General features: G+C 37.1%; 18 protein-coding genes. 5 read left to right on the forward strand and 13 right to left on the reverse strand.

Annotation, left to right across the window (positions count from 1 at the left end):
- Positions 1-33: 33 nt before the first annotated feature.
- Positions 34-870, reverse strand: coding sequence for a hypothetical protein (locus tag QE429_RS14305; RefSeq protein WP_307287830.1), 837 nt, complete (start codon positions 868-870; stop codon positions 34-36).
- 106 nt (positions 871-976) lie between these two features.
- Complete coding sequence (locus tag QE429_RS14310; protein ID WP_307287831.1) at positions 977-1,972, reverse strand: transglutaminase domain-containing protein; 996 nt, start codon at positions 1,970-1,972, stop codon at positions 977-979.
- A 138-nt stretch (positions 1,973-2,110) separates the two neighbouring features.
- Between QE429_RS14310 and QE429_RS14315 the strand changes: the two genes are divergently transcribed.
- On the forward strand, positions 2,111-4,069 hold the full coding sequence (locus QE429_RS14315) for a GTP-binding protein (RefSeq protein ID WP_307287832.1): 1,959 nt from the start codon (positions 2,111-2,113) through the stop codon (positions 4,067-4,069).
- Positions 4,070-4,126: 57 nt separating this feature from the next.
- Here the strand turns inward: QE429_RS14315 and QE429_RS14320 are convergent, their stop codons facing one another.
- Positions 4,127-4,858 carry a TerC family protein gene (locus QE429_RS14320; RefSeq protein ID WP_307287834.1) on the reverse strand — a complete coding sequence of 244 codons (732 nt, stop codon included), beginning with the start codon at positions 4,856-4,858 and terminating at the stop codon, positions 4,127-4,129.
- Positions 4,859-5,069: 211 nt separating this feature from the next.
- Between QE429_RS14320 and QE429_RS14325 the strand changes: the two genes are divergently transcribed.
- Positions 5,070-6,119, forward strand: a complete 1,050-nt coding sequence (locus tag QE429_RS14325) for an ATP-binding protein (protein WP_307287836.1) — start codon at positions 5,070-5,072, stop codon at positions 6,117-6,119.
- Positions 6,120-6,155: 36 nt separating this feature from the next.
- On the opposite strand, the gene QE429_RS14330 is transcribed toward QE429_RS14325, so the two are convergent.
- The 5 genes from QE429_RS14330 to QE429_RS14350 all read right to left on the reverse strand — a co-directional run bounded on the left by QE429_RS14330 (position 6,156) and on the right by QE429_RS14350 (position 9,698).
- Positions 6,156-7,358: an MFS transporter gene (locus tag QE429_RS14330; RefSeq protein WP_307290821.1), complete on the reverse strand. Its 1,203-nt coding sequence runs from the start codon at positions 7,356-7,358 to the stop codon at positions 6,156-6,158.
- A gap of 246 nt (positions 7,359-7,604) precedes the next feature.
- A complete protein-coding gene (gene spxA, locus QE429_RS14335) occupies positions 7,605-8,003 on the reverse strand; it encodes a transcriptional regulator SpxA (RefSeq protein ID WP_307290822.1) in 399 nt (132 codons plus the stop codon).
- 83 nt (positions 8,004-8,086) lie between these two features.
- On the reverse strand, positions 8,087-8,515 hold the full coding sequence (locus QE429_RS14340) for an RrF2 family transcriptional regulator (protein WP_307287837.1): 429 nt from the start codon (positions 8,513-8,515) through the stop codon (positions 8,087-8,089).
- 132 nt (positions 8,516-8,647) lie between these two features.
- The gene (gene lepB, locus QE429_RS14345) at positions 8,648-9,172 is read right to left on the reverse strand and encodes a signal peptidase I (protein WP_307287838.1); all 525 of its coding nucleotides are present in this window, start codon (positions 9,170-9,172) and stop codon (positions 8,648-8,650) included.
- 34 nt (positions 9,173-9,206) lie between these two features.
- Positions 9,207-9,698, reverse strand: a complete 492-nt coding sequence (locus QE429_RS14350) for a GNAT family N-acetyltransferase (RefSeq protein ID WP_307287839.1) — start codon at positions 9,696-9,698, stop codon at positions 9,207-9,209.
- 161 nt (positions 9,699-9,859) lie between these two features.
- Between QE429_RS14350 and QE429_RS14355 the strand changes: the two genes are divergently transcribed.
- Positions 9,860-10,426, forward strand: coding sequence for a CBO0543 family protein (locus QE429_RS14355; protein ID WP_307287840.1), 567 nt, complete (start codon positions 9,860-9,862; stop codon positions 10,424-10,426).
- A gap of 3 nt (positions 10,427-10,429) precedes the next feature.
- Here QE429_RS14355 and QE429_RS14360 read toward each other — a convergent pair whose 3' ends face one another.
- Positions 10,430-11,005 carry a GNAT family N-acetyltransferase gene (locus QE429_RS14360; RefSeq protein WP_307287842.1) on the reverse strand — a complete coding sequence of 192 codons (576 nt, stop codon included), beginning with the start codon at positions 11,003-11,005 and terminating at the stop codon, positions 10,430-10,432.
- 234 nt (positions 11,006-11,239) lie between these two features.
- Here QE429_RS14360 and QE429_RS14365 point away from each other — a divergent pair, with 234 nt between their 5' ends.
- Complete coding sequence (locus QE429_RS14365; protein WP_307287844.1) at positions 11,240-13,033, forward strand: DUF4153 domain-containing protein; 1,794 nt, start codon at positions 11,240-11,242, stop codon at positions 13,031-13,033.
- Positions 13,034-13,101: 68 nt separating this feature from the next.
- On the opposite strand, the gene QE429_RS14370 is transcribed toward QE429_RS14365, so the two are convergent.
- Both QE429_RS14370 and QE429_RS14375 read right to left on the reverse strand, forming a co-directional pair.
- Positions 13,102-14,274 (reverse strand): DL-endopeptidase inhibitor IseA family protein, encoded by a 1,173-nt coding sequence (locus tag QE429_RS14370; RefSeq protein ID WP_307287846.1) that lies wholly within the window; start codon positions 14,272-14,274, stop codon positions 13,102-13,104.
- Positions 14,252-14,797: an RNA polymerase sigma factor gene (locus QE429_RS14375; protein ID WP_307287847.1), complete on the reverse strand. Its 546-nt coding sequence runs from the start codon at positions 14,795-14,797 to the stop codon at positions 14,252-14,254. Before QE429_RS14375 ends, QE429_RS14370 begins: the two co-directional genes overlap by 23 nt.
- 300 nt (positions 14,798-15,097) lie before the next feature.
- Between QE429_RS14375 and QE429_RS14380 the strand changes: the two genes are divergently transcribed.
- On the forward strand, positions 15,098-15,622 hold the full coding sequence (locus QE429_RS14380) for a GNAT family N-acetyltransferase (protein WP_307287849.1): 525 nt from the start codon (positions 15,098-15,100) through the stop codon (positions 15,620-15,622).
- 61 nt (positions 15,623-15,683) lie between these two features.
- On the opposite strand, the gene QE429_RS14385 is transcribed toward QE429_RS14380, so the two are convergent.
- Together QE429_RS14385 and QE429_RS14390 are read right to left on the reverse strand one after the other, a co-directional pair.
- Entirely contained in the window at positions 15,684-15,848 is a 165-nt protein-coding gene (locus tag QE429_RS14385) for a CPBP family intramembrane glutamic endopeptidase (protein ID WP_307287850.1), read from the reverse strand.
- 535 nt (positions 15,849-16,383) lie between these two features.
- Complete coding sequence (locus tag QE429_RS14390) at positions 16,384-17,145, reverse strand: hypothetical protein (RefSeq protein WP_307287852.1); 762 nt, start codon at positions 17,143-17,145, stop codon at positions 16,384-16,386.
- Positions 17,146-17,163: the final 18 nt, after the last annotated feature.

A 17,163-nucleotide genomic window follows, 5' to 3' on the forward strand; every position in this document is an offset into this window, starting at 1 on the left:
ACAAGGCCGCTTGCCTTGTTACTCTTACACTTTCTATCGAATTTTCTTTATTATGCTATAAACGAGGATACTTATCAGGAGGGTGAGTAAAGAAAAAAATAAAGCGACACTAGAAAATGCTAAAACAAACGCATTCATTTGAGAAATTTTAACAATCAATCCGTAGCTGTTCATTTGAAAAACTGCAGCTATAAGATTAAATAATAGGAGTAGAAAATAAATGGTGATAAGTCCTTTTGCCGCACCCTCTATATCCGCTCTACTTAATGCTATATGCGAAGAAATACAAATTGCGATGATGAGAAAAATCCAAAACAGCCGATTAAACAAATTATCAACTGTAAATAGGGTTTTATATATTATAAGTACTGCTCCTGTAATGATCTTTACAAATGTAAATTCTAAATTTCCTATGGTTACATGCCGATGAATTTCGGTAACAAAAGCATGATATGTTTCCGGCATCAGAAAGTACATACTTAAGATTATGGAACCAATCCCGCTAAAAATGGGTCCAAGCCCAATGAAGAAATTCCCTGCCTGCTGATACCAGCTATTCCGGTTATATTGGTGTTCAACAAATCCCAGTACACCCGATGGACTGTTGAGTTGTAATAATTTCATTCTAGTGACTCGATGTCCCCAGATAAAACACTGAATTAGGTGACCAATTTCATGGATGGGAGTTCCGATCCACGCTGTTAACATAACTCCCCTTGAGCCGAACGCTTTGATGAGATAGGTATTTGAGTACCTTTCTAGAACTCCTAATACCAAACCCACCGCTATAATCACACCAAAGAGATACAACAACTCCAAAAAACTAACGAAAAGTATTTGTAAAAACGATAATAGGATATTCATATCCATCCTACATCCTCTCAATGATTCTTTTTCATCCATGTTACACTATAATTAATAAAAACATTCATTATGTAAAAAGCCGAATCCACCTAAATTCTGGATTCAGCTTTTTCTACCACGGATATTCGCCTTCCTTGTGTTTATCCGTTTTTGAAAAATAAGCGGGTTGATAATGATGGACGAATTGCTGTGTGTTCGCGTTGATAAATCCGGAACCATAGGTAGGGTCTTCTGAGCGCCAAACCCCATTCAGCAGCACTTCATTCCAAGCATGGTTTTCTCCATAAGATACTTTCGTTTTTATTCCTACCGCACGGTGCAGAGCTGCACTTAAATGAGCATATCCTGAACAAAGAACATTTCGAGTTTGATACGCTTGAAGCGCGGTGTACATAGGTGGATTGGTCGAATTAACCAATGGCGCATTATAGGAAACATTTTTTGCCACCCAAGAGAAAATGGCTTTAGATTTTTCTTCATCTGTTTTTTTTCCATTTGTGATGTTTTGTGCAAGTGCCACCAAACCAGGGTCATTACTCTGTACCATAAAGCTTGGCAATAAATATGGATCTCCATCGGTTAAATGATATTCTGCATAACCAAGAACCCGGTTAGGATCATCTTCTTTTCCATTATAATACTCATCCACATTAATGATCACATCCCCTACTGAATACGTAAGCGGATATTCATAATGAACCTTCCCTTTAGTAAAAGGGACCTTAATCGTCGTCTTCTTATCTGCACGCTGTTCTTGGATAAATAAAATAACACCATCTGCCTTATTAAATTTGCCATATGGTGTTGGTTTGCCTGTAACAACTAATTTTCCGTGATTTACGGTTACTAAGTAGGTTTGGATCTCAGTCGGTTTATACTTCCCATCCGAAGTGGTTGGGATGGATGTCTCCGTATTTGGTTCATCCACTGTCTCCTGACTTGATACCTGAGGAGGTGTCTCCTGATTCTCGGGCTCTGCCTGTTCTTGTAATGGAGAATCCAAATACTCCAGGAAATTTTTAATTTGATCTATAGAAGGAAGAAGGTCTCTTTGTCCAAGATAAAAAAATGCATAGGCACCTAGAAATAGTACGATGAGTTTTCTCAAAAAATAACACACCTCAACTTTCTACTAGCTATAAGTCTATTTTTCTATATATTTAAGATAATAGCAACTTTTTAGGAGAGGCATCCCTCATTTTGTTATAATACTTTACAAACGAACTAGGAAAAATTGAGGTGCATCATGAAAAAAACGATTGGCATGTTTGCGCATGTGGATGCAGGAAAAACCACTTTAGCCGAACAACTGCTCTTCCACACGAAAGCGATTAGACAACGAGGGCGTGTTGACCATCAGGATACCTTTCTCGATACGCATGAAATAGAAAAGCAACGAGGGATTACCGTATTTGCAGATCAAGCCACGTTTACATTTAATCAATCAGAGTATTTTCTCATCGACACTCCGGGACATGTGGATTTTTCCCCTGAAATGGAGCGATCCATACAGGTAATGGACTATGCCGTAATTATTATTAGTGCCGTCGAGGGTATCGAGGGTCATACTGAAACAGTTTGGAGTCTTCTACAAAAACATCAAGTACCTACTATTTTCTTTATTAATAAAATAGATCGCGTGGGTGCAGATGTATCTAGAGTTATGGAAGAAATACGGAATAATCTCACCCGTGATGTCTGTGATATAACCGAGACACTGACCGAGGGTGACATGAATGAGGAATTAATTGAGTTTATCGCCGAACGAAATGAAGAACTTTTGGAGCAGTATATGGATTCAGGCTATGAGCCTAATGTTTGGCTTAAAACGATGCAAAGCCTTATTAATCATAACCAATTGTTCCCGTGTGCCTCAGGCTCAGCTCTCCAAGACATCGGTATAGACAGTTTTCTTAGAAAAATCGACCTGTTAACTTCGACTAGTTATAATGGTAATCTCCCATTTGCAGGCAGAGTCTATAAGATTCGCTATGATGAAAAAGGGACAAGACTAACTTTTATTAAAGCGCTAAGCGGGACCCTTAAAGTACGAGATGAAATCAACTATGGCGATTCTGACAGTCAGCTCAATGAAAAAATCACTCAAATACGTATATATAATGGAAATAAGTTTAGCACTGCCGACCAGGTATCTGCAGGTGAATTATTTGCTGTAACAGGTCTTTCCGCTACTTCTGCTGGAGATGGTTTAGGGGTAATAAAAGAAAAAGCAATCTATGAAATCAGTTCTGCCCTAAAATCAAAGGTAATCTTTGACCCCTCCATTCACGTTAAAGAGGTGTTACGAATTTTCACTATCCTTGACGCGGAAGATCCTGCGTTGAATGTAACTTGGGAGGAACGCTCTCAAGAAGTTCATATTCGGGTCATGGGAACGATTCAGCTTGAAGTATTAAAGCAGATTGTTAAAGAACGGTTCCACATGGACGTACTTTTTGGCGAACCAGAAATATTATATAAGGAAACTATCAATACGGAAGTGATCGGCTACGGTCATTTTGAACCGTTAGGACATTATGCAGAAGTTCATCTTAAAATGGAGCCAGCTACAAGAAATAGTGGTATTTCCTTCGACAACGTGTGTCATACAGAAGATTTACCTGTCAGTACACAGAATTTGATTCGACATCACCTTTTTGAACGTAATCATCACGGGTTATTAACTGGTTCCCCACTGACAGATGTAAAAATCACGCTATTAACAGGGAGAGCTCATAATAAACACACATCTGGTGGTGACTTTAGAGAGGCATCCTACCGAGCATTACGACAAAGTCTTGAAAAAGCAGATAATGTTCTCCTTGAACCATTCTATCATTTTAAAATGAAAATGGATTTAGATGACCTGGGAAGGGTTTTAACTGATATACAAAATGCCCACGGCAGTTTTGATGCACCGATGACGGAAGGCAACAAAGCGGTCATCACTGGCAAAGTTCCTGTAGCCACATTTATGAACTATAGCTCAGAATTTGCTTCAATTACCCAGGGAAAAGGGACGTTGAACCTAGTGTTCGGCGGTTACTACCCTTGCCATAATCCAAATGAAGTAATGGAGAGAATACACTACAACAAAGATGCAGATCCGGAATATACCTCTTCCTCCATCTTTTGTTCAAAAGGCCAAGGCTATTCTGTTCCTTGGGATCAAGCGGAAGAAGAAATGCATTGTTTAAAGAGATGATTTTAAAAAAAAAGCGGTCGCGTAGATAACCTGCTACGCGACCGCTTTTATAAATATTTACATAGTCCTTTCTTTACCAGAATTCCCTCTTAGCATATGAACGATAAAGGTCCCCATAAACACAATGATTAAGATACTAAAGAAAAGCATTTCATCTAAATGATAGCCGAAGGCCGATGCTATCATTTTAACAGCAATTATAGCTATTAAAATAAAGGCTGTAGTCTCAAACTCAGGAACTTTCTCAATCAATGCTAGGAATAAATTTGCCACACCCCTCATCAATAAGATTCCTAACACCCCTCCTAAAAACAAGACCCATTCCTGGTTAGAAACCCCAAACGCGGCAATGATACTATCCAAACTAAATGCGATGTCCAGTAACTCAACTGTTAACACGGTTTTCCAAAAACTCATTTTCTTATTTTGAACATCATCATCCTCGTCATCCTTTTTTAAGAAGTTTTGGAAAACAATCCATAGTAAGTAGTGGCCGCCAACAATTTTGATCCATCCTACATTAATTAATGTGACTCCTAGACCAATGGCTAGGATTCTAAACAAATAGGCACCAAAAATCCCGTAGAACAGAGCTTTCTTACGCTGTTTTTTTGGCAAATGCTTCACCAAAACTGCTAGTACAAGGGCATTATCGGCGGACAATAATCCTTCTAGAATAATCAGAGTTCCGATTACACCCCAACTGGCAGGATTAGAAAAGACCTCTCGTAATTCTTCAAAAGAAAAAAATGTACTGTAGCTATGCAACAGTTCTTGTAGGAATTCCATTTTGTCTCCTTTTTCAATCAAAAATTTTTCCATGCTTCTAAATTGATGCTTGTCCTTGATGTTCACATAGCTTCTTTCTCTAATTTATATGTATGTTGACGAAGAGAAGATATGAACAAATTCAATGAAGGTGAAATGATAAAAATAAAGGAATTTCCACTATGAAACAAGAACTATTAAGTAGAAAAATAGAACATAAAAGGGTGTGTCTATGGAAACAATCAAAAACCACATTGATTACCGAAATCTGATACCACGTCAGAATGGATTTGTCTTTAAGTTTATTAAAAAAGATAATCAATATATCCATACATTTAGTGAGGGTGACTTCCTAGAAAAATTAGGAATTTCCTCTTCCTGTGTAGTTGGTAAAACACTTTTTGAATTTTTACCTCCAAAAATAGCAAAACAGAAGGAAAAATTTTATGAAATGGCTTGGAACAATGGTCCTGTCAATTATGAAGGAGAAATTAACGGTTCTTTTTATATTGCTTCGTTAAATCCCATGGTCATTAATGGAGAAACCGTTGAAGTAAATGGGACAGCCATTGATATAACCACTGAAAAGAAAAATGAGTTGAAGTTGCGGCAAATGGAGAAGCTTTCGCTCGTTGGTGAATTAGCTGCAGGTATTGCTCACGAAATCCGTAACCCTCTCACCTCCATTACGGGTTTTACTCAAATTCTAAATGAGAGTATTCAAGATCCTTCCTTCAAAGGATATCTCGAAATCATGTTAGATGAATTAGACCGTATCAATACCATTGTAAGTGAATTTATGTTTATTGCTAAACCTACAGAAGGTTTGGAGTGTAAAGAAATCAATATCGGCTCCTTAATCTCGAGTGTTATTTTTTTCATGAATCCACAATTTAATTTAAATAGCGTTAATATTACATTAAACCTGGACTCTTCCATAAACGCTTTTTGTGATCCAAACCAAATCAAGCAGGTTTTAATCAATCTTTTCCAAAATGCCATTGAGGCAACGACAACGAATAAAAACATTGAAATATCACTAAAAAATGAAAATGACAAATATTTTTCTATTAAAATACAAGATTATGGGATTGGAATGTCTGAAGAGCGACAAAAACGGTTATTCGAACCGTTTTATACGACGAAGGAAAAAGGAACAGGATTAGGGTTAATGGTGTGTAAGCGAATCGTCGAAAACCACCAGGGCACGATTGACATCAAGTCGTCTCAAGGAGAAGGAACCGTTGTGACCATTTTTATGCCTCTGCCAGAAGAAAAATAAGCAAGGACCCGTTAATGAAATGGGTCCTTTTTGTATTTAAGAAACAGCCTTTCTCTTTACTGGATGTTTCTGTAAAGTTGTATTCCAATATGCCATAGTTGTTGCGCCTAAAAGTAAGATACCCGTGACAATAAAAACAATCGTGACGGGGAACATACCGCCAATGAAGCCCCCGAGAATAGGACCAACCATTCCGCCAATCTGGTTCGCTGTTTGACTTAAACCGAATGCCCTTCCACGGAATTCACTTTCGGTTGACTTAACGACAAGACCATTTAAAGCTGGGTAAACCGCACAGAAGAATATACCGAAAGCGAATCGGACAAGTGAGAAGCCCCAAATATCGCTAAACACAATATGTGCAAGCATCCCTATTCCTCCCCCTAACAAACCAATGAATAGTACTCGTTGAAAACCAATTCTATCTGCCCATCTCCCCCAATAGGGTGCAAAAATGGCAGAAGCAATTCCAGGGAGAGAAAATACAAGACCCGCAATAAGGGAGGCATTGTCAGAAGATCCACCAAGTTTGACAATATATAATGGAAGAACAGGTTCGATTGTCATCACTGAACATGAAGTTACAACCAACAGAAGAAGGACGAGCATAAACGGCCTGTTGGTCCACGCAATTTGAAGATCCTTTTTAACAGAACCGCGTTCCTTGCTTGGAGTGAAGTTTTCCTCTCTTACCCAAATAATAATTAATAGTGTGGCAATAAGCACGATGCTTCCTGCACTTGCAAAAGCCCACCTATTTCCCACAAGATGAGCAATACCTCCACCTAGAAGTGGCCCGATTATGGTCCCGGACGCTGAAGCTGTTGAAATTAACGACAGAGCATAGCCCACTTTTTCATTCGGTGTATTTGTTCCTATTAGGGCAATAGCACCTGGAATAAAGCCGCTAAGCAAGCCCTGCAAAATACGCAGCACCAATATTTCATAAGGATTTGTGACAAAGGCCATTAAGGAATAGATAAAAAAGAGAACGATACCCGCTCGGACAATCATCGGTTTTCTGCCGTATTGGTCTGCCACCCTTCCCCAGAATGGGGCTGCAATGGCACCTGCGAAGAAAGCTGAGCTAAATAACAAGCCTGACCACATTTCCGTATGTTCGTTGACCCCTATTTGCAGAAGAAATATCGGTAAAAAAGGAATGACCATAGAAAAACTTGCCGCTGTAAAAAAGACCCCAATCCATAACACCCATAAATTTCGTTTCCAACCTAGCACTCTGTCCATCTCCCATAAGTTGATCAATGCTGTTTGTGTAATGTATTTCTTTTCCAACCGTTTTTTGTTATGGATAATCATAACATAACGACAAATTATTTTCACTCACGAAATTTCCGGAAATAGAAATAAAATCAACTGCAATTGATTTAGGTAGCCGTAGGATTTGAATATTTTTTTCATGCAAAGAAAAAGCGGGGGGAAATGATTCGTACATACGAATCATTTCCCCCCGCATATTATTGACTAATAACTAGCTGCCTGTTGTGTATCTAAGTTAATAAATGTACGTAATTTGCGTGGTAGGAAACTGCGGATATCTTCCTCGTTATAGCCAACCTGCAGTCTTTTTTCATCCAGCATTATGGGACGACGTAAGATTTTGGGATTATTAATAATTAACTCGTATAAATCCTGCAATGGTAAAGCTTCAATGTTGATATCTAATTCTTTAAAAGTCTTAGAATTAGTAGAGATAATTTCATCTGTTCCATCTTCAGTTAGACGAAGGATTGACTTAATTTCATCCTTAGTCAGCGGCTGTGATAATATATTTCTTTCTGTATAATCAATATGATGTTCCTCGAGCCACGCCTTAGCTTTACGACAAGAAGTACAGCTTGGTGTAGAGAATAGAGTAACCATTTTCAAACACACTCCTTACAAATAAAGTATTTTGAAATAAGTTATTACGAAATCGAGATAAACACTCTTAAAAAAGAAGAAGCCTACTCCTTCAACTTACAGCCCTTTATCCTTTCAAGGACATTGCTAATCGTGACTTGCTTTAAATAGGATTGTAGATGCATCTCAGCTTCAGTAAAAATATTGTCCATTACCACTTGAGTATTTGAAGAAATCACGCAGGCTTTTTCCGGATCACCTGTACACCAATTCGGTTTAAGGGAACCTACCGACATGGCCTGATATATTTGAGACAAGGTTGTTATTTCAGGGTCGCATTCTAGCACATAGCCTCCGCCAATGCCCTCTTTAGTCTTTACATACCCGCTTTTTCGTAATGTACTCATAATTTTTCGAATTCTAGCAGGATTTGTACAAACATTTTCAGCAATGACCTCACTGTTGGCCATTTGATTAGGTAAGTTAGCTAATAAAACAAGACTATGTAGAGCAATTACGAAATCGCTGTTCATCGTCACCCATCCTTCCTAATCAGTTTATACTGTAACTTTATATTATACAGTTCGATAAGTCAATGCAAAAAAATGGATAATGGAGCCTATTTTTTAAAAAAAGCGTCTCTACTCATCGTAGAAACGCGCGGCTTACTTAGTATTTCTTATATCAGTAAAAGGAAAAAAGACAAATTGGCTATGACCTACGATATCTTCTTTTTTAATAAAACCTAAGCCGTTTCTGCTATCCATACTATATAATCGATTATCCCCCATTACGAAGAAATGATTTTCGGGTACGGTTATCGGCCCAAAATCACCTGTTAACCGATTGCCAATCTGCATCGCTTCCTTCCGGTTTTCCGTTAAATAAGGTTCCTTAGTTTGAACACCATTTACAAATAACTGATCATTTTTCATGAGAATCAAATCGCCGGGAAGACCGATGATTCTTTTTACATAGAACTCTTCTTTTCCATCAATAATAACAATTTCTCCCCTATTAAAATGATCGTTCCAAGGCATTTTCTCTACAAAAATCTTTTCTTGATTGTGCAGCGTTGGCTCCATGGATGACCCTTCCACTATGTATGGTGTAAAGAAAAAGGTTCTTACGGTAATGGTTACTCCAATCGCAATAAACAAAGATTTCCCCCAACTCTTCCACTCGCTCATTAATTCAGCTCCTTATGGTACCATACCTTTAATCTTAAGAAGAGTATCTATAAAACTTTTTATCCACTGCTAGGATAGGAAAACTCTCGGGCAATTCCGTTGAATTGATTTCCTGGAATCCATTTTTCTCATAAAAACGATGGGCTGCAAGGAATTGTGGGGTAGTACCCAGAAAAATTTCTGTAACTGCTTTTACATTTCCCCAGTCAAAAAGTTTATTGAGCAAAAGACTCGCCGTTTGATTGACTTTTCCTCGAAATTCCTTGGCCACAAACATTTTTCTAAGTGCCGTCTGACCATTTTTAATATCCAATAATGCAATGGTTCCTACTACTCGGTCACCTGAAAGAGCAACCCAAAAGTTCCCATTTCCTGTTTGATAAAACTCTTCAATTTTTAATAAGTCAGGCTGATCCTCTTTCGTAATGGCTACACCATATTCTTTCTGCTGGATGTTTAGTATTAATTCGAGCACTTCCTCTTGATACTTTCTGGAATATTCTTTAATTACAACCTCTTTGGCCATTTCCTTCACCCCGTTTGTAAACATAGTTTAATTATAACGCCATGCTCTTCCACTTACCAATAATTGGTTTTAATGTAATTAGAGTGGGGAATTTTGAGTAAATTTTTTAATTGGCGACAAACTAATTTTATGAATACATTTTTGATAAGAGGGATTCATATATGAAGGATGTTCAGGTCAACAGTTTTGAACGGTTGGGACGGATTCAAAAGGAACTGTCAGATGGTTGGATTGACTACTGGTCCAAATACTCCAACATTGATACTTGGCACTTTTGGGTGAATGCCATTTTGTTTATCCTGCCACTTATAATTTTATTTTTTACTATTGATCGAAAGCGAGCCTTTCACATTGGCTTTTTTGGTTATAGTGTCCATATGATGGCTGGATATATAGATGGTTTTGCCACCCGACTTGGATTATGGGAGTATCCTTATAAGCTTGTTCCGATCCTTCCAATCAGCATTACCTTAGATACATCACTCATCCCTGTTGTGTTTATGTTACTTTATCAATGGACACTAAAACGAAAGAAAAATTACTACATCTATGCCATCATTTTTTGTGCGTTATTTGCCTTCGGCTTAAAACCCATCTTGTCAGCCCTCCACTTCTTTCAATTCGAAGGTGGGACGAATTTCTTTCATCTATTTTTATTCTACATTTGCGGTGCAATCATAGCAAAATGGATCACAAATGTGTTTTTCTTTTTTGAAAAGAATGGATAAGACTTAAATCAAAGAGTCTTCATGGACTCTTTTTTTTATTGGTTCATAATCTTCTACTGTAATTGCGTAAATCTCATGGTCCTCCCAAACCCCATTTATTTTCAAGTATTTGGGGGAATATCCTTCCTTTTTAAACCCCGCCTTTCCTAGAATACGTTTAGAGGCTATATTCTTAGGCATGACAGCTGCTTGAACCCTGTGAAGTTGTAATTCTTCAAATGCATGCTTTAATACGGAACGAACTGCTTCTGACGCATAGCCTTTCCCGTTATGTTTTTTATCTAGATAATAACCAAGGTTAGCATTTTGAAAGGGGCCGCGAACGACACTGGATAAGGTAATTCTGCCGATGAGTTGTTGGGATTCACGATGAAAAATGCCATAAGTATAGGAACTATCGTTTTTAATATCTATAATTGCTTTTTGAATTTCCCTTAATTGCTGATCATATGAAAAATGCGAATCATCTCTCGTAGGTTCAAATGCCTGAAAAAAATCGCGGTTTTCTTTCCGAATTACAAGCATCCCCTCTGCATCACTTATCTCTAAATATCTTAAAAAAATAGATGGTTTATTCATTATTACTCCTTAAAATAATTTTGTATTAATTATATTATACATAACCCCCCTTTACGGGGACAGTCCCCCGGCGTAGTGCAGTATTAACGCGCTGGGGGACTGTCCCCCGAAAATAAAGTGTAAATTTACACCAGTTTATCCATATGATATAATTGTATGAAGGAATTGGAAATATTTTTTAAAGAAAGGGAATTTTTATTAGTGAAGATAAATAAAGAAAATAAAGGGGGTTCGATGAAGATGAAATGGATGAAAAAGCTACAAGATCGTCTTACTGGATTAACGGATGCCATTACCCGTTTCCCGCTGACGACACTATTTCTCTTAGCTTCTGCCATTGTTATTGCTTATAGTATCAATGCAGAGAAAGATCAGACGCAATTTATCTTGACCTTTATTGTGGGCGCATTTCTCAGTGCGGTATGTCAAATGATCTATGAACGTTTCTATTCTAATTCTACTAGTCGATTTACTTTAATGGGAGCCGCTGTCCTTTTATCGGCCGGATACTACCTCATTATTAAACCAACAGACTCACTTAGTATGGAAATGGGTATTCGAACAGGAGTCGCATTGTTCGCCCTGCTTATTGCTTTCATTTGGGTTCCCGTGATAAAAAGCAGCATTACTTTTAATTCCAGCTTCATGATCGCCTTTAAGTCCTTTTTCATCTCATTATTTTTCTCAGGAATTATTATGGCTGGTGTTGGCATCATTCTTGGGGCTACTGACCTATTAATTTTCTCGATTGATTATAAAGCATATTCACATGCAGCAAACATTATCTTCAGTATTTTTGCACCGATATATTTTTTATCACTCATTCCAGTTTATCTCGGTACCCACGACCCTAAAAAAACCCAAGCGGAATGGAACCGTAAAAAGGAAACAATCGATAGCGCAGCAAATTGCCCTAAGTTTTTACAAATCCTAATATCTTATATTGTTATTCCTTTGATTGCGGTATTTACCTTAATCATAGTAATTTACATTGTGAAAAATATCGGAGGAGATTTTTGGACTGACAACTTACTAGAACCAATGCTCGTTTCCTATGCGATTACGGTAATCTTGGTTTATATCTTGGCTAGCGAAATCGAAAATAAGTTTACAGCCTTTTTCAGAAAGGTTTTCCCTAAGATATTAGTACCGATCGTCCTTTTTCAAATCGCGTCATCCGTTATAAGTTTAAATGATACAGGAATCACACATACCCGCTATTATGTGATTTTGTTTGGTGTGTATGCTGCAGCAGCAGGGATTTTATTCAGTATATTACCTGTACGGAAGAACGGCATTATTGCAGCAATGTTAATCGTTTTTGCAGCTGTTTCTATCGTACCACCTGTTGATGCGTTCACGATCAGCCGTACAAGTCAAATCAAAATACTTGAAAACGTACTAGTAAAAAATAATATGCTTGAAAATAACAAAATTAAGCCAAAAGAAGCCATCCCCGACGAGGATAAAAAGACAATTACAAAAACCGTTTATTACCTAGACGAGATGGGTTACACCAAGAATATCTCCTGGTTGCCAAAAGATTTTAAAGTATATGAGGATTTTTCAGAAACATTTGGCTTTAAAGAGTATCAAGAACCTGTAGACGAAGACTTCAAACAGCCAGTTTATGTAAACTTGGATCCTTCTACGCCTATTTCAATCACAGGATACGACCTCTTTGTACAGACTGATGTTAATATGTACGATAAGCAACAAAACCAAAAGATTTGTGTTATTAAAAAAGACGAAAAGTCGTATACCTTAATGAAAAATTTCAATAAAAATCGAATAGATATAAAAGTAAAGAGTGAAAATGGTCAGGAATTACTTACCTTTAACACCAAGGAAATCTATGATAAGTTTTATAATTATCAGGGTATGAAGGAGCAAATCTCGGCAGAAGAAGCAACTTTTACTAAAGAAAATGATCTTGTTAAAATGACGATTGTTGTACAAAATCTGAATATTGATAAGCAAAACAATCAGTATGACGCCTTATTATTTGTATTTGTACAAATAAAATAATACAGAAAAAGCATGATAATGATGGAACATTATCATGCTTTTTCGTTTTGATTTAGTGTTCGTTTCCTTTATTGCAATGGCATGAAGGCCACATTCCAAATTCCATCTTCATCCATAACCATTTGGAAACCATGCTCACCCACGGAATTGGTAAATTGAACATAGCCCGTAAATTCTCCGGTTTTAATAAACTTCCCTTCTGCAAGTCCTGCGTAGCTTTTGGGAATAATCTTTCTTACCGGACGATTGGAGACTGGGATTTTCTCATCATACTCCTTCGTCCACTGCACATACCCTGCCCTATCGGTATAAAGGGCGTAGGCAATGTCGTATCTCCCTTCAAATTCTGCCTGGACATACAGCATTGCAATACTCACTGGATCAAGATCTTTTAAATGGTTTTCGTTTAAATCTCTAGAAAAAGATTTATAAACTTTCATTTGTTCATCATTTAACTGAAAACCTGAGTCAACAACGGGTTCTTCTACCTTTACTCCTTCGATATTTGCACTAAAAGGCAGCGAACCATCGAGTTTCCACCCATTTTCGTACTTTAAACCGATATGGTAAATTCGAAATGGATCAGTATCAGCCAGATCGACCGGAACTTTAAACTCTATATTCCAGTTTACGTCATTGATCTGCTTTCGACTGGCAATTTCCGCTTGTTGCCATAATAAATTCGCGTTTGCCACTCGGTTTGGTTGGGCAAGTTTACCTTGATATTCAATAATGTCCAATGCTCCAAAAATTCTATTAGCCGCCTCTTTCGTATACACATCTTGTAAATAAGCAAGAATCTTTTTCTTTGTATTGAAATCTTCACCCAAATATCTGTAACTTTCACCCTTATAGGAAAACACCTCACCCATTTCTGGACCGCCACCATTATAAATGATCAATGCATGTTCAAATGCTAGACCCACCGTTTCCTTCGCTTTTTGATCTGTAAGCTTCATCTGTTTGATGACTGTATTCTCTGCGGGAGTGGCATGTTTCGATTCAATTTCATGTTTTTCTTTAAAAATAACATCGTAACCAGCAATCATCCCAATAATCAATACGGCGGCTGTAAGTAAATTCGGTAAAAGATGCTTTCGGATTCCTCTTTTTGCAGTCTTCTGTTCCTGAGCCATCGCGGTCAATTTTTTGTGAAGATTTTCTTTAAACACTTGGTCTGGTTCTAAATCTGGCCTGTTTTTTAATGGCTGTAAAAAACTATCGTACATTTTTTCGTTCATTGAAAATCACCACCCCTTCGTTAGAATCGTTAACGTACTTTTTAAGGAGCTTAATAGCCCGGTGGTAATCCACTTTTACCTTTGATTCCTTCCATCCAAGTACTTCAGCTGTTTCTTTAATCGAATACTCCTTTAGTCCTCGAAGGATAACCACATTGCGATAATCTGGCTTTAAATGAATTAGAGCTTTTTGCAGAACACCCCAATCGTGGGTTTGAACCATTTCCTCTTCAGGAATAAAGTCTTCACTTTTTCTACTATCCGTTAAAATTGAAGGCAAAATAGAAATCATCTTCTTTTTTCGATAATGGTCGATTGCCGTTCTTCTGGCAATAGACAAAATCCATGTTTTCAAAGATGATTCCTGCCGGAAAGTTTCATAAGCCTTAAATACTTTAATAAAGGTATCTTGCGTCAGATCCTCCGCTTCTATCTTGCTATTCGTAAAATATAACAAATAATGATAAACATCATCAAAATGCTGCTCATACAGCTTTTCAATGATCTCATTTCGCTCACTCAATCTCCTCTTCCCCCTTCACCTGCCAATTAGTCGTTTCAACCAAGGGAATGGTTTCAAAAAAATAAAAAAACATTTTTGGGACATTTTTTTGGGGGACAGTCCCCCGGCTAAGTAACGCATTAAAGCACCGGGGGACTGTCCCCCAATTATATTCTCTAACGACTTTTTATTTCCTTCTTCTCCCAGTAATGTTTTGTCTATCTAAAATGCCTACCACTTGTACCATAATTATTAATTCTTGTTATACTAATAGGCAGTGTGATTTTTTTAGAAAGATTAATGAATGAGGTGAATTTTAAATTGAAGATAATAGAGACTGAAAGGTTAACCCTACGTTGGCTAGAACCAGAAGATGCAGAGTTTATTCTAGAACTTTTAAATGATCCAACTTGGATACAGTTCATCGGAGACAGAGGCATAAGAACAATAGAAGATGCTAGAAACTATATTGTCAATGGACCGATGGAAATGTATGAGCGCCTTGGTTTTGGGTTGTTTCTAACAGAACTAAAAGAGAAAAAGGTTCCGATTGGAATTTGCGGATTGATAAAAAGAGAAGGATTAGATGATGCTGATATCGGCTTTGCTTTTGTATCACGATATCAAGCAGCAGGATATGGCTTTGAAGCAGCGTCTGCGACATTAAAATATGGTTACGAAAAACTTGGACTTAAGCGAATAGTGGCAATCACTTCAAAAGATAATGAAGCATCCTCCAAACTGTTAGAAAAAATCGGCATGACCTTCGAAGGACACATTACACTGCCAAATGACAAAGAAGAACTAAAGCTCTTCGGATATGGGGACAGTCCCCCAGCCAAGTAACGCGTTAAACCCCCGGGGGACTGTCCCCCGGGGATTTAACGTGTTACTCTTCACCTACTTTTCAGAAATAATCTACCAGAGCATGAAAGAAGATTAATGGAATGATAGACCCAATACCGATATAGACGATAGAAAACCAAAGCCCAATAAGTGTTGTTCGTACCACTCCTGAAATTCCTTGATATGTGTGGGCAAGCCCGAATAATAATGAGGATAGAATTAACATAAACTATATCGATAAATCTGGAAATAAATAACTTAAGAAAAAAATTAAAAATCCACGGTAAATATTTTCTTCGGTTATACCTGCAGTCAAAGATACGAATGTCCAGGCCTTTCTCTCTTCTATCGATACTGGCATCATTTCTCCATGCTTATTTTTATTGGACTCTTCTTTTTTCATCTTATCTATAGAATTCTTAATCTTTCTATTAAACTTATACCCGACTGTTAAAACCAATATTGAGAGAACAAAGATCAACCCAATTATAATAGCGGAATAGGTAACTCATTTTCCAAGCCTTTCAGTATGTAGTGTAATGGATGTAAGACCAATTTTTTCGAATGTTAGGTCTGTGAATAGCACTAATCCTAAAATGAATAATGTAGGAACCCATATGCTAATAATTGATTTCTTGTAAAATCTCAATCTTTCTTTAACATCTTTTTTCACATTTCTCTTAAACTTTTTAAAATTATAATAACCAACAATTGGTTCATAGGTTAATGTAAAAAGTACAACTAACCACAACTACAGTCAATTACACCACCTCATTTTTTGATACGATTGTGTTTACCTGTCTCATGAATACATCATCTTCATCTAATGACAGGTATATTTTTCTTGTCCAATGCTTCCTACCAATACCGTCTTTAATCAAAACAGGTTCCTTTAAAGCGATTTCAATATTAGGACCCTCAAATTCTAATAAGGTAGCAACCCACACATCTTTTCTTTTTTTGTCTATTTCATAATTAATTTTCCCACTCTGGATCCGCTCTATATTTCTTATAAATATTTCTAATTTCATTCGCAAACCAAATCTGAGATGAATTTTATCCTGATATAAAAGAACTGGATTTCGAATAATGGCTTTGTAATCACCAATTAGAAAGGCAATCATATACAAGGAAAGAACCAAATGAATCCATGCCGCTAATCTGCTCCAGTTATGAAGGAAATACGAAACCCCAATCCCTTCTAACAATAAAACAAAGATAAAACCAAACACCATCCCACCATAACCCATTTTTTTATGAAGGGTAAATACATTTATGCTATCTAGATTTCTTTTTTTCGTTTTTGAAAAGAGATAATAGACCATTAAAAGGTCCCTTGTAACAAAAGTTGCCAGTACTTTATTATTTACTTGGCTTAAAACCATTTTTTCTATTCTTTCTTCTACCAGAATATCTTTTTCCGTATTCTTATAAGCTTTGACAAATCGACTAAGTCTCCATATACCTAAACAGACTAATAGGACTTCAAGAAATATCCAAACTTTAACTGGAAATGTACTCATGTTAGCCCCCCATTTCAA

Origin of the sequence: Bacillus sp. SORGH_AS_0510 (assembly GCF_030818775.1) — a bacterium.
In the GTDB taxonomy this organism is placed as follows: domain Bacteria; phylum Bacillota; class Bacilli; order Bacillales; family Cytobacillaceae; genus Neobacillus.

What these genes read in the sequence shown, in the direction of transcription:
- QE429_RS14305 (WP_307287830.1), bottom strand. Translation starts at nt 870, where the DNA reads ATGGATATGAATATCCTATTATCGTTTTTACAAATACTTTTCGTTAGT.
- QE429_RS14315 (WP_307287832.1), top strand. Translation starts at nt 2,111, where the DNA reads ATGAAAAAAACGATTGGCATGTTTGCGCATGTGGATGCAGGAAAAACC.
- QE429_RS14320 (WP_307287834.1), bottom strand. Translation starts at nt 4,858, where the DNA reads ATGGAATTCCTACAAGAACTGTTGCATAGCTACAGTACATTTTTTTCT.
- QE429_RS14325 (WP_307287836.1), top strand. Translation starts at nt 5,070, where the DNA reads ATGGAAACAATCAAAAACCACATTGATTACCGAAATCTGATACCACGT.
- spxA (WP_307290822.1), bottom strand. Translation starts at nt 8,003, where the DNA reads ATGGTTACTCTATTCTCTACACCAAGCTGTACTTCTTGTCGTAAAGCT.
- QE429_RS14340 (WP_307287837.1), bottom strand. Translation starts at nt 8,515, where the DNA reads ATGAACAGCGATTTCGTAATTGCTCTACATAGTCTTGTTTTATTAGCT.
- lepB (WP_307287838.1), bottom strand. Translation starts at nt 9,172, where the DNA reads ATGAGCGAGTGGAAGAGTTGGGGGAAATCTTTGTTTATTGCGATTGGA.
- QE429_RS14350 (WP_307287839.1), bottom strand. Translation starts at nt 9,698, where the DNA reads ATGGCCAAAGAGGTTGTAATTAAAGAATATTCCAGAAAGTATCAAGAG.
- QE429_RS14355 (WP_307287840.1), top strand. Translation starts at nt 9,860, where the DNA reads ATGAAGGATGTTCAGGTCAACAGTTTTGAACGGTTGGGACGGATTCAA.
- QE429_RS14360 (WP_307287842.1), bottom strand. Translation starts at nt 11,005, where the DNA reads ATGAATAAACCATCTATTTTTTTAAGATATTTAGAGATAAGTGATGCA.
- QE429_RS14365 (WP_307287844.1), top strand. Translation starts at nt 11,240, where the DNA reads ATGAAGATGAAATGGATGAAAAAGCTACAAGATCGTCTTACTGGATTA.
- QE429_RS14370 (WP_307287846.1), bottom strand. Translation starts at nt 14,274, where the DNA reads ATGAACGAAAAAATGTACGATAGTTTTTTACAGCCATTAAAAAACAGG.
- QE429_RS14385 (WP_307287850.1), bottom strand. Translation starts at nt 15,848, where the DNA reads ATGTTAATTCTATCCTCATTATTATTCGGGCTTGCCCACACATATCAA.
- QE429_RS14390 (WP_307287852.1), bottom strand. Translation starts at nt 17,145, where the DNA reads ATGAGTACATTTCCAGTTAAAGTTTGGATATTTCTTGAAGTCCTATTA.